This window comes from Cytobacillus sp. FSL W7-1323 (assembly GCF_038595015.1).
Classification (GTDB): domain Bacteria; phylum Bacillota; class Bacilli; order Bacillales; family Cytobacillaceae; genus Cytobacillus; species Cytobacillus kochii.
Genome location: NZ_CP151998.1, coordinates 665923 through 678466, shown reverse-complemented (window position 1 = coordinate 678466; position 12544 = coordinate 665923). Strand labels below are relative to the sequence as shown.

Annotated in this window: 13 protein-coding genes; 3 read left to right on the top strand and 10 right to left on the bottom strand. The window is 34.9% G+C overall.

Features of this window, described 5'->3' with window-relative positions; all coding sequences use genetic code 11:
* Positions 1 to 10: 10 nt before the first annotated feature.
* Both nikB and MKX67_RS03580 read right to left on the bottom strand, forming a co-directional pair.
* Complete coding sequence (nikB, locus tag MKX67_RS03585) at positions 11 to 931, bottom strand: nickel ABC transporter permease (protein WP_095370599.1); 921 nt, start codon at positions 929 to 931, stop codon at positions 11 to 13.
* Positions 932 to 949: 18 nt separating this feature from the next.
* Positions 950 to 1852, bottom strand: a complete 903-nt coding sequence (locus tag MKX67_RS03580) for an ABC transporter permease (RefSeq protein WP_342488843.1) — start codon at positions 1850 to 1852, stop codon at positions 950 to 952.
* Between the two features lie 257 nt (positions 1853 to 2109).
* Between MKX67_RS03580 and MKX67_RS03575 the strand changes: the two genes are divergently transcribed.
* The 3 genes from MKX67_RS03575 (at position 2110) to MKX67_RS03565 (ending at position 6247) form a co-directional block, all read left to right on the top strand.
* Positions 2110 to 3681, top strand: a complete 1572-nt coding sequence (locus MKX67_RS03575; RefSeq protein WP_342488842.1) for a glutathione ABC transporter substrate-binding protein — start codon at positions 2110 to 2112, stop codon at positions 3679 to 3681.
* Between the two features lie 74 nt (positions 3682 to 3755).
* Complete coding sequence (locus MKX67_RS03570; protein ID WP_095370601.1) at positions 3756 to 4988, top strand: amidohydrolase family protein; 1233 nt, start codon at positions 3756 to 3758, stop codon at positions 4986 to 4988.
* A gap of 17 nt (positions 4989 to 5005) precedes the next feature.
* Positions 5006 to 6247, top strand: coding sequence for an amidohydrolase (locus MKX67_RS03565; protein ID WP_095370602.1), 1242 nt, complete (start codon positions 5006 to 5008; stop codon positions 6245 to 6247).
* A 303-nt stretch (positions 6248 to 6550) separates the two neighbouring features.
* Here MKX67_RS03565 and MKX67_RS03560 read toward each other — a convergent pair whose 3' ends face one another.
* The 8 genes from MKX67_RS03560 to MKX67_RS03525 all read right to left on the bottom strand — a co-directional run bounded on the left by MKX67_RS03560 (position 6551) and on the right by MKX67_RS03525 (position 12518).
* Positions 6551 to 7801: an FtsW/RodA/SpoVE family cell cycle protein gene (locus tag MKX67_RS03560; RefSeq protein WP_342488841.1), complete on the bottom strand. Its 1251-nt coding sequence runs from the start codon at positions 7799 to 7801 to the stop codon at positions 6551 to 6553.
* Entirely contained in the window at positions 7798 to 8229 is a 432-nt protein-coding gene (locus MKX67_RS03555; RefSeq protein ID WP_342488840.1) for a PadR family transcriptional regulator, read from the bottom strand. Before MKX67_RS03555 ends, MKX67_RS03560 begins: the two co-directional genes overlap by 4 nt.
* 2 nt (positions 8230 to 8231) lie before the next feature.
* Entirely contained in the window at positions 8232 to 8777 is a 546-nt protein-coding gene (locus MKX67_RS03550; RefSeq protein WP_340977815.1) for a sigma-70 family RNA polymerase sigma factor, read from the bottom strand.
* Between the two features lie 418 nt (positions 8778 to 9195).
* Positions 9196 to 9633 (bottom strand): GNAT family N-acetyltransferase, encoded by a 438-nt coding sequence (locus tag MKX67_RS03545; protein WP_180317011.1) that lies wholly within the window; start codon positions 9631 to 9633, stop codon positions 9196 to 9198.
* A gap of 209 nt (positions 9634 to 9842) precedes the next feature.
* Positions 9843 to 10334, bottom strand: coding sequence for a DUF3291 domain-containing protein (locus tag MKX67_RS03540; RefSeq protein WP_095370607.1), 492 nt, complete (start codon positions 10332 to 10334; stop codon positions 9843 to 9845).
* Positions 10335 to 10457: 123 nt separating this feature from the next.
* Positions 10458 to 11234: a class I SAM-dependent methyltransferase gene (locus tag MKX67_RS03535; protein WP_341098515.1), complete on the bottom strand. Its 777-nt coding sequence runs from the start codon at positions 11232 to 11234 to the stop codon at positions 10458 to 10460.
* A gap of 246 nt (positions 11235 to 11480) precedes the next feature.
* On the bottom strand, positions 11481 to 11960 hold the full coding sequence (locus MKX67_RS03530; protein WP_342488839.1) for a GNAT family N-acetyltransferase: 480 nt from the start codon (positions 11958 to 11960) through the stop codon (positions 11481 to 11483).
* A gap of 237 nt (positions 11961 to 12197) precedes the next feature.
* Entirely contained in the window at positions 12198 to 12518 is a 321-nt protein-coding gene (locus MKX67_RS03525) for a MazG-like family protein (protein ID WP_340977806.1), read from the bottom strand.
* Between the last annotated feature and the right edge of the window lie 26 nt (positions 12519 to 12544).

Genomic DNA, 12544 nt, shown 5'->3' with positions numbered 1-12544 from the left:
CACCCCATTTTTAATTTAAATCTATACGTTTATTAAATAATCTATAGAAAATATCAACCAATAGATTCACAATCACAAAAATAAGTGACGCGACTAGAACCCCGCCTTGAACCATTGGTAAATCTCTCATTCGTATCGCATCCACAATCATTCTCCCTAGTCCATTAATAGCAAAGATGGACTCAACTAACACCGTGCCGCCTAGTAAAGCACCAAACTGTAAACCTACGACTGTGATTACCGGTATAAGGGCATTCCTTAAAGCATGTTTGAATATGATGATTGTTTCTTTCATTCCTTTCGCTCGTGCAGTACGTATATAATCTTGGCCTATAACTTCTAACATACTAGACCTTGTCATTCGTGCTACAATGGCTGCGCCCCCTACTCCTAGGGTAATGGCCGGCAGGATGATATGAAGAGGGCTATCCCAACCTGCTACAGGGAGAATTTGTAGCTTTACGGAAAAGAAATACATTAACATTAACCCCAACCAAAAACTCGGTAACGATATGCCTAATAAAGCAATTAACATGACCCCTATGTCTTGTAAAGAGTATGGTTTTATAGCTGCAATGATCCCAGCAGCCATACCGAGGAAAATGGTTATAAGAATACTAACAAAAGCTAATTCCATTGTTATTGGAAGCCTTACTAATATCTCGTCTAATACAGGCTGACTACTTTTTAATGAAGTACCGAAGTCTCCCTTTAACAGACTTGTTATATAGTCAAAGTATTGAATAATGAGGGGTTGATTCAGTCCTAGCTGCTCTCTTAACGCCTCAATCGTCTCCTTAGACGCTCCTTCTCCAGCTAGAATAACAGCTGGGTCTCCAGGTACTAGCTGCATGATAAAGAATACAACAAAAGTGACACCAATAATGACCGGGATTGTTTGGAACAATCGCCTAAAAATAAACATTGCCATTTTCAAAACCTCCTATTATTAGTTTTTCATTCTAGGATCTAACGCATCTCGTAAACCATCACCAAAAATATTAAATCCTAGAACCAAAATTGAGATGGCCAGGCCAGGAAAAAGGGCAATATATGGAGCTGAGAATAAAAAATCACGCCCACTACTTAACATTGTGCCCCATTCAGGAGATGGAGGCTGTGCACCTAATCCAAGGAAGGACAACCCTGCTGCTGAGAGAATTGCTGTGGCTAATCTTAAAGTCCCTTGGATAATAATAGGAGATAGAATATTAGGCAAAATATGTTTAAAAATAATGACGAAATCATTTGCACCTAGTGAACGAACGGCATCGATGTATTCCAGTTTTTTCACCTCTAGAGTGGATCCACGTACAATTCGAGCAAATAATGGGACTGAAAATGCCCCTACTGCAATGGTTACATTAATTAAGCTTGGCCCCAATGCAGCTATAATCGCTAAAGCAAGTAAAATCCCTGGAAAAGCGAGTAGAATATCCATCACTCTCATTATGATAGAACCCACCCATTTTCCATAATAGCCAGCGATTAATCCGCACATTATGCCAAATAATGCGCCAAAAGCTACTGCTGCAAACCCTACGCCCATTGATAAACGACTACCATATAAAAGGCGGCTTAAAATATCTCTACCTTTATCATCAGTCCCCATCCAATGATCAGCAGAAGGAGGAATAAATTTGTTATCCAAGTTAATTGCATATGGATCATAAGGTGCGAGTAAAGGAGCAAATAACGCAATCAAAAGATAGAAAATAATAATCATTGCACCTATCATTGCTGCTTTATTGCTAAGAAGTATGGCTAATGCATTTTTTATCTGTGATTCCTTTGGTTTGTTTAAAACTTGAGACACTGAATGATTAAGCTCGGATTTTACTTCAATAGACATTGCATCTTCCTCCTGTAATATTTATGAATGGATAGTATGGTCGTTTCCAACAGTAAGTCCCCCTTAGAATTGAAGAATAATCATGTGAATAAAATTATCAAATTTAAATAGAAAGTAAATAATTTTCAGAATATTGATGAAGAAAATGAAAAAAGAAGTAAATATAATATAAATATTTTAAAAAATCATCCTCTATAATGCAGATAAGCATTAAATTTAATGTAAACATTCACTTAAGAAAAGAAAGAAGGGAAAGTATGGTTGAAAGGTTACAAAAGAAAAACATCTTAATAGGATTCATCGTATTAGTATTAACTCTTTTCACAGCATGTTCAACACAATCTAATAGTGAGAGTGCAAATGCGGAAAACGAAGATACAGCAAAAGAAGGAGGTACACTTTCAGTAGTTCGCTTATCAGATGCAACAAAGCTTGACCCTCATTTCATTACAGATATACCTTCTGCTAATATTACTTACCAAAAGGTGTATGAAACACTCGTAGTCCCTGATAAGGATTTTAAAATACAGCCTCTTTTAGCAACAGAGTGGGAAGTAATAAATGAGACAACTTGGGAATTTAAGCTTCGGGAGGGAGTAAAGTTTCACGATGGAACGCCATTTAATGCGGAAGCTGTGAAAACAACATTTGATAGGTTGCTAGATCCTAAAACAGAATCCCCGCAAAGGGAAAAGCTAAGTATGATAAATGAAGTAAAAATCGTAGATGATTACACTGTGCAATTGTTATTAGACTATCCATACGCACCCTTACTCTCTATTTTAGCTAGCCAAGAGGGAAGTATAATAAGTCCAAAAGTATTAAAAGAAAATCCTGATCAATTAATGGACCATCCAGTAGGTACTGGACCTTTTCTATTTGAACATTGGAAGTCAGGGCAAGAAATCTCATTAAACAAAAATAAAGATTACTGGGGAGAAAAACCTAGTCTGGATCGTGTCGTCTTTAAAGTTGTGCCAGAGGATGCTACTAGATTAGCCATGATTGAAACAGGAGAGGCACACATAAATGATCAAGTACCCGTAACTGAACTTGACCGTATTGTGGCATCAGATAGCATGGGGCTATATCGGACGGAGGGCCTTGCTGTAGAATATATAGGCTTTAATACTTCTAAAAAACCATTAGACGATATTAGGGTAAGAAAAGCCATTAGCCATGCAATTGAAAGGGACTCAATCATAAAAGGTGTTTATAATGATGTCGGCACACTCGCCAACTCGGTAATGAGCCCTAAAGTATTTGGATATAGCGAAAATGTTGCTCCATTTGATTACGACCTTAATGAAGCAAAAAAATTATTAAAAGAAGCTGGTTTTGAAGATAACCTTAACTTAACACTACTTACGAATGACAGAAAAGAAAGAATCAACATGGCTGAAGTGATCCAATCTCAATTAAAGGGAATAGGTGTAAATATAGAAATTCAAGTAATGGAATACGGTTCGTATATTGATACAATTGATAAATCTGACCATGATTTATTTATCGGTGGATGGGGTAATGCTACCGGTGATGGTGATTATAATCAATACAACTTATTCCACTCGGATTCTCAAGGTTCACCAGGTAACCACTTCTATTACAGTAACCCGGATGTAGATCAATTGATTGAAGCAGCACGGCAAGAAACAAATAATGATAAACGGTTAGCCTTGTATGAAGAAGCTATGGAAATAGAACTAGATGAGGCGGTATATGTACCTATCCGTAATTACGAGCATCTAGCAGTTCACAGTAAAACTGTTAGTGGTATGTGGTTAAATGCGGCCAACTATTTAATGATTAATGAAGTGAAGCTAAAATAAAATCTTATATTATAACGGGGTTAACTAGCTAAAAAACTCTATTCCCCTTTAAAAACTCTTTAGGAGGTACACAAATGACAATTCAATGGTTATTAAATGTAAAACTAGAGAAGTCTTTTGACATAGAAGATGGTGAAATCCGAGGGACAAAAACGGAATTATGTCATCTAAAAATAGAGGATGGCAAGATTACTGATATAACCAATCAGTTACCCGATACTCATGAATTGAGCATAGATGGACAGGGGTATTTGTTATTACCTTCATTAAAAGATATGCATATTCATATTGACAAAACATACTATGGGGGTCCATGGAAAGCATGTACACCTATAACTAATGGCATCTTTACAAGATTGGATGAAGAAAAAAAGTTATTACCAAAGTTGCTACCAACAGCACAAGAACGTGCTGAAAAAATGATTGAACTATATATAGCAAATGGGCATACACATATACGCACACATTGTAATATTGATCCTGTCATTGGTTTACAAAACTTGGAGGCAACGGTAAGTGCTTTAAAAAAATATGAAGATGTACTTTCTTATGATATTGTCGCTTTCCCTCAACATGGATTGCTAAGAAGTGATTCTGTGCAACTAGTTAAAGATGCCATGAGAAATGGGGCTACATTGGTTGGTGGCGTTGACCCTGCAACTGTCGACCGTAATATTGAAAAGTCATTATATACTATATTTGATATTGCAAATGAAAATAATAAAGGTGTAGACATTCACCTCCATGATCCGAACTCATTAGGTGCTTTTACCTTTGAAAGAATGGCATATTATACTGAACAAACAGGGTTGAAAGGAAAAGCTACGATAAGTCATGGCATTGCGCTAGGGGACTTAGATGAAAGTAAACTAACCGACATAGGCGAACAATTAAAGGAACAGGAAATTGATATTACTACAACAATTCCAATTAATAGACCAACTATTCCCGTTCCACTATTAGATAAGATAGGCATTACTGTTTCAGTAGGACATGATAGTATTACTGATCATTGGTCACCTTTTGGAACAGGTGATACTATTCAAAAACTTTCTATTTTAGCAGAGCGATTTAAAATGAGTGACGAACATTCATTATCAACAGCTTTAAAATATGGTACAGGTGGGATTAAACCGTTAAATGCAGACGGTGAAAGAGTGTGGCCTAAAGTAGGCGATGAGGCAACGATGATGTTAGTGGATTCATCATGTTCCGCTGAAGCCATAGCTAGAAGAGGTTCCATCAAATCACTTTTCTTTAAAGGAAAAAAGGTAGAAAGCAAGCTAGGGTCAGAGCAAACTATATAATCGAAAGGGGTTATATCGTGAAAAATAAATTTTGGCTAACAAATGTATTGCTAGAAGTAGGATATGTTGGAGATGAAAATAACACATATACCACCAAAACAGACTTATACCATTTAAAAATTGTTGATGGAAAAATTGTTGAGAAAAAAGAAAAAAAGGATAAAATTTCTCCTGAAGAGAATCAAATTGATTGTAAGGGTCTTCTGGCCATACCTAGCTTAAAAGAAATGCATAATCATTTAGATAAAACATACCTATCGCTAGATTGGAAGGCTTGTACACCTGCCAAAAACTTAGAAGAACGGTTGCGCCTTGAAGCAATGGAATTAGAGGAACTCTCAACTACAGTTAAACAACGAGCTTCTAAAATGATTGAACTTATACTTTCTAAAGGTTCCACCCATATTCGCACTCATGTAAATATTGACCCGTACATTGGTTTAAAGAATTTAGAAGGCGTATACGAAGCGCTTGATAGCTATTCTGATCAACTAACCTATGATATTGTCGCTTTTCCGCAACATGGATTATTAAAAGGGGACGTCATTCCTTTAATGAAAGAAGCCTTAAATTCTGGTGCTACACTTATTGGGGGGTTAGATCCAGCTGGAATAGATAAAAACATTGAGCAATCATTATTCGAGGTAATGAATTTAGCGACCGAATTTGATGTTGATATCGATATCCATCTCCATGATGGTGGGCATGTAGGCTATTATACGATTGACAAGTTAGCTGAGATGGTCGAAGAAGCAAAATGGCATAATCGTGTAGCAATTAGCCATGCTTTCTGTCTAGGCGAAGTTCCTTTACAACAAGCTGAGCATATGAGTGATCAATTAAGCGATTTGGGGATCTCAATTATGTCCACCATTCCTATCACAAAATCACTACCACCTATTGCATTACTGGATAAAAAAGGCGTGAATGTTCATCTTGGTTGTGATGGATTTTATGATTCATGGGGTCCGTTTGGTAACGGAGATGTTCTGGAAAAGGTAACGAGGTATTGCGAGACTTATAGAAAGAGTGATGAAATCTCACTTAGTCAATCTTTAAAATATGCAACTGGTGGGATTACACCATTAAATAAAGCTGGGGAACATCAATGGCCAAATGTAGGTGATGAGGCCAGCCTAGTTTTAGTCAACGCATCCTGTACTGCTGAGGCAGTAGCGAGAACAAGTGAGAGGAAAGCGGTACTCAATAAGGGTAATTTCACCCAAATCCAACAGCATAAATCTTTTATTACTACTTAAATATTAGCTAAAAGCTAGAAGAGATGGTATCTCTACTTAGCTTTTAGCTTATTTTAGTTTGATGAATATGAGTGACAAGGTCCATCAACCACAAAGAAAAAGCCCATTTTGATCAATCTTTATTTCAAAATAGGCTTTTTAAGTTAACGCAAAATGTGGTTTTCGAGATATTTCTTGATCAAACTTTATACCTAACCGCGAAATAGAAATCAACCTGTATCAAAGGTTATTTTAATCTAAGATACAGGCTTTCGATTTCAATATGTGTTTTAATAAAGTATTTGGTAAAGGTTATACACTAAATTAATTTACTATTGTAGGTTCGACAATATCTTTTCTTCGATAAACGTTCAGAATAAGGCCTAGTAGTGCAGAGTAAACTAGCAACATGCTTCCTCCATAACTAATAAACGGCAGGGGTACTACCATAATTGGGACGATTCCAAGACCCATTAGAATGTTCCAACAAGCGGGAATAATAAATAATGCAGCCCCACCGATTACTAATAATCTGCCGAATATATCCTTTGTCTTAAAAGCATTTAATGAAATCCGCAAAATAAATACAAAGAGAAGTAGACATAGGAGCATTCCGAATGCCCAGCCAAGAGAATAGACGAGAAATGGGAATACCAAATCTGTATGTGCTTCAGGGAGCTTTAGATCATTGTAAAGTCCCTTACCAAACCAACCAGCCTCTGAAAGGATATCTTTCAATGGTATGAGTGTATCAGAGAGAAAGCTATTAGGGAAATAAAGGATCATTGTACTAATGAAAATGATACCTATAAGCAAATTACCCACGGCTACTTTAGTGGCAAATTGTTTATGAACATAAGAAAAAACATACATCGCTAATACGCAAAAAAAGTATATTATACTATACATAAATTGTGGGACCATGATGTAGAGAAGGACTGGAGTCCAAAATAGAAATAATAGCATTCCTTGTTTTTTCCAACCCTTAAACTCATTGATTTTGGCAAAAATGCCGGCCCACGCTAAGAAAAATAAAAATAAGGTTATAGCTGGACCATCAATCGTCATACCCCCGAAAGAAATCCATCTTTTGGCTCCGTTAACCTCCATGCCAACTAAAAAAGTTGTAAAAAAAAGGATTAACCCACCTCCATAAAAATACATCCACAAATTTTTCAGTTTCCTATAATCAAAGAATAGAAATCCTACGAGAGCAAGAATAGCAAGGACGAGCCAGACTACTTGTTTTTTCATAAAAGAATTGCTAGGTACTGAAAAACCACCAATCAGTGGAAGAAAACTAATGCCTGCAAGAATGACAAATAAAACAATAAGGAGCCAATCCATTCTCGGTTTATGAAGATGATTCATGTTTTTACCAACGGTAGAGGGATCTCCCATTTCCTCCATTGCCTTTTTATCCGCATCCTTTATAGATACTCCTCTCTCTTGAAAGGATTGGCTGAGCTCTTCCATATGATCACTAAGCTCCTTTTTGATCATACTGTGAGCTTCCTTGGATTTCACTTGAGAGATGACTTTACTTAAATATTCCTCAAATTTGGAAGAACTCATAAAGAAGCCTCCTCAATTAAATAGTTCAGTGATGCGCATTGTTTAGAACCTCTATGCTCCCAAGAATCTACATATTTTTTTCCTTTCGTAGTTAGGGAATAGTATTTCCTGTCTTCAATCCATTTTGAAGTAATGATTTTCTTATTTTCAAGTAGATGTAAAAGGATATAAAGCTGACCTTCATTGCTTTTGAAGCTAAGCTCATTTTTACGAAATAGTTGGGTGGAAATATCGTACCCATGCTTTGCTCCATCTTGCAGTGACTCTAATATATTTTTTAGGGTTTCTACTTTCCAATAATGAAGTTCTAGGTGAGATTGTTTCCTACGGATTGTTTCTTTCACCGCATTTTTTCTCTCTTCGGAAAAAGAAAGACCTGCAAAATCTTTTTTTATAGAATTCTTTAAGTTATAGAATGGATCGCCCATGATTAAACCTCCTTTTTCATCTTGTTCTTTAATAATTCTCTGGCATGCTTTAATCTAGTTTTTAATGTATTACTATTGACACCCGTAATCTTGCTGATATTTGCTAATGAAAGCTCCTCGTAGTAATGTAAAAAGGCAACTTCCCTGTATTTTACTGGTAAATCCATCACAGCACTTGTTAAACTGTCCGCTACATTTCTTGAGATTATTTCCTCTTCCACATGTTTTGACTTGGATGGAATATGGTCCCAAATTTTATCGCTGAATTTTATTTTGCGATAATGCCAACTACGCAAGTAATCCTTACAATGATTAATGGCAATTCGATATAGCCACGTTTTTATTGATGACTTATGATTAAACTGACCTAGTTTTTCATAGCACTTAATAAATATCTCTTGCGTTAAATCCTCAGCTGTCGTTCGATTCTTCACATATGAAAAAACAAGATGCAGTACATCATCGCTGTAATTATCCATTAATTGGCCGATAATTTGTTCAGTATTTTCTATGTCATCAACATTTATTGCTATTTTTTCATCAGCCATCTAAGCTTCACCCCTATCACCCATTTTAGACGAAGCAAGTATCATTTTGGTTTGGAAAAATTTAAGGGAAAGTAAAGGAAATATTTAAGTTTATATTGGAATTGAAATTTTAAAGAGTATGAACTAACGATGTTTTCATCAAAATTCATTTCAAAGCAACACGTGCAGTTATGTGTGATTGAAAGTGGCTTGAATTAGAGGGGAGATAAACACATGATTGAATTACGAAAAATCAACGGGGATAAGATGAAGTAATAGCACTTGAAGTTGCAGAAAACCAGAAAGAATCTATATTAGAAACTACTATCTTAGATGCTTCTCATTTGGTTTCGTAGATACAGGAATCATTCTATGTTGGCGATTAAAAATAGAGACTTGAAGAACCAACCAACTCCTACGACTTCGTATGGTAGCTGCTCTATTTTGATGAGGAAATACAACTATATTTAAAAACACTAATGAAATAGTCTTCTTCTGGAAAATCGCCTATATATTCTAATCCATTCCTCAAATAAAATTCTTTTAACTTCTCATTACCAGCCCAACAATCTAAATATAGAGTTTGGTTTAATCCTTTTACAAAAGAACAAGTAAAGTCGGTTATTGCGGAACCAACATTTCTTCCTTGGAATTTGGGTAAAATAGCAATTTGAGATAAGTATTTACTTTCTTCATCAACTGTTAAATCATTGATATAGTTTATATCATTAATACAAAAGGTTCCTATTATTTTATTATGTTTTAATAATACATAAGAGTAGTTATTTTTTATTTGGTTTTGTATTTTATTCTTATCCCAAGGGTATTCCCATTGATGAATCCCTTTTTGTTGTAATTCCAATGTAGCCTCATTCAATATAAATACCACCTGCTCTAAGTCCTTTAACTTAGCTAATCTTATTTCCATCTACTTTTCAATCCAATCTTTTAATATTACAATAATTAGTCCTAAAAAAAGACACGTTGCACAATAAACGCACCCTTTAATTGAATAACTAAAATCTTCATTGTTCATAAGACTTAATTTTGTTAAACTAAACCACCTGTTTGTTTAAGTGGAACACTTCACAATTCTCTCCTAAGTGAGCCCTCGTTACTAATCATGATCCTCTCCCCTTTTTCATCAAATGCATGCTTAAAATCAAATGCAAAAGGAGTTGGGCCATGCTGAATATAATAGTTATATCTCTTAAATGCTTCCTCCCATGAGACATCCTTCAAGTTTTCTGTCCACCAAACTACATAAGAAAGGTGTTTCTCTGGATATTGCTCCATCCATTTGCTTCTATCCCGTAATGCTTGTATATGCTGTCCCGAATAGGTAAAGCGATATAAGGATTGAAGATTTCTCCATACCGTAAGAGTAAGAATAGGAGAGCCCTTTCCCTTTACGGTTTCTTCAGGGAAAGGGACTCCTTCAGGTGAAAATGCCTCTATAAGTCCTGATTTAGTTGCCTGACGATATACTCCATTTCCAACTTGATAAAATTCACGAGAGGTAGGGTGGTCATAATGATGGTTTAGCCTACCAACAGTATAGATTGATACTAATGCCATAAACAGCCCTCCATCTTATAGTCTTTTTATAGATATATTCAAGTAAAAATATAGAAATACCTTCTTCCACTAACCTGCCCCGTAGTTTAAGTGTATTTGTTCACAAAATAACAAATGATACACCTATTTAACTGCTTTCCAAATCGTCCATCTGTCTTTTTCAACTATGTTCTGCTCAGTTGAAATTAGTTCATCTATATATTTAATTAATACTTTTAATTCTCTAGCTTCTAAATCATGTAGAATACTTCTTCCTGCTCTTTTGCTTAAATCTTGAAGTAATTGTTCTTTGGAATCATACACCCTTCGAATTTCCCATAATTTAACTTCTTGAATTTCTCTGAATCCTACTTGCTGAAGTGCTTCCTCAACATATTGGCTACTATATCTCCTTTTAGTTTCTTTATTTATTAACTTTGGAAATAAATCAAAGAAATACCCTCTAATATGACTGTCACTCCCTTTTAATAAACAGTCTTCGGGCGTACGGTCTTGAATAATGAAGTATCCATTATCTTGTAATAATCTATATGCCTCCACAAAACAATTCTGTAAATCGCCTATATGATGGATCAATGCTCTTTCAAGCAAAAAATCATAACAGTCACTTTCCAATTCCGTATGTAAAGCATTCCCTTGTTTAAAAGTTATGTTCCTATAATCTTTACAGTTTTCTTTAGCACCTTCAAGTATTGCATTAGAAAAGTCGACACCAGTAATAGATTTTACGCCCATATCAGATAATGCCTTAGAATAAATTCCTCCACCACACCCTATATCCAATGCATTAGAAATATGATGTATTGGTACAAGCTCATTTATAGCATCCATCCACGACTTATCTGCTTTTCGAGTCGTATAAGTCATACGATTTTCATCCTTATGAAAATCAATCCCCATACTTAGCATCCCCTTTTTTGAACTGTTCTCAATTTTTAATTCTACACTATCGGTAATTACAGGAAAATTTAGAATTTTTTATCCATTTCTATAAGTTTTTATTATAGTTAAACTACTTTTGAAAAATCTGTACTGTACAACAAACATGCCACGTTTGTTAAACAAGAAAAAAGGCACGCTCCAGCGATCCTCATCCTTAACTCTTGCACCCGTTAGCTACTACTAAAAAGCAATCATTTTTATCATTTATATTTTTAAAGACATTTTAACGGTATTAAATATATGATTGAAAAAAGTTTCTTGAAATTCTTCAAGAAAGGTAAACCCATTATTCTTATAAAACATTTCTGCCTGCTCATTACCTTTTTCAAGATATACGACTAATTCATCACCTTCTTGTAACTGGTTTATTACTTTTTTTAATAAAGCTTTGCCCATTCCTTTTTGCTGAAAATCAGGTAAAAGATAAATTGCAGAAAGATCATTCTCTCTCTCACTTCTATAAAGATTAGCAAATCCAACAAGCTCATTGTCAGTTTCTAAAACAAAGAAAAACGTAATTTTTAATTTATGATATAGCTGTTCCGTTGAATAATATTCATTTAAATACGCTTCTTGAACAGAAACAGGAAGGAGATTTTCATATGTTTTTGCCCAAGATTTTTTAGCAATTTGTTGAATTGCAGTAATATCTTCTATTTTTGCTAATCTAATATTTACACTCAACAGCAATTCACCACTCACTTCAAAAATTTAAGATTAACCTTATTTTCTATAAACTGCACAATGAATTGAATTCTTCTTTAAAATAAAAAATCCTTTTCCAACTAAACTGCCCCGATAGTACAAAAAAAAATGCAATACCCCTAAATAAGTATTGCAACCAGTAGTTTATGTCTCCAATAAAAATTGGGAAATGGGATTTTTTCGTTACCTCTGAAAAGTGAACGTTAGTTGTTTATCCTATTGATTAGAATAACGTTGTGACAGCTTTTTTTTATGTGACTGAAACACTTCTTCTAGGGGAATATTATACTTGTTAGCAATCAATATTAAATTACCTAATACATCTCCTAATTCTTCAGTTAACTCTTGTTTATTTTCCTCAAAAGAGCCCTTAACTTCATCAGGCCTATCCCTACCTATTTCAAGAGCTCTTATCGCTCGTGCAACTTCGCCAGTTTCTTCAGCTAAAAAACCAATTCGAATAAAAATGTCTAACTCAGACCAGCCTCTACTTTCATAATAATCCTTTACCCATTGTTGAAATTCTGTGACATTCATTATATCTAACCTCCATTCCATATTTT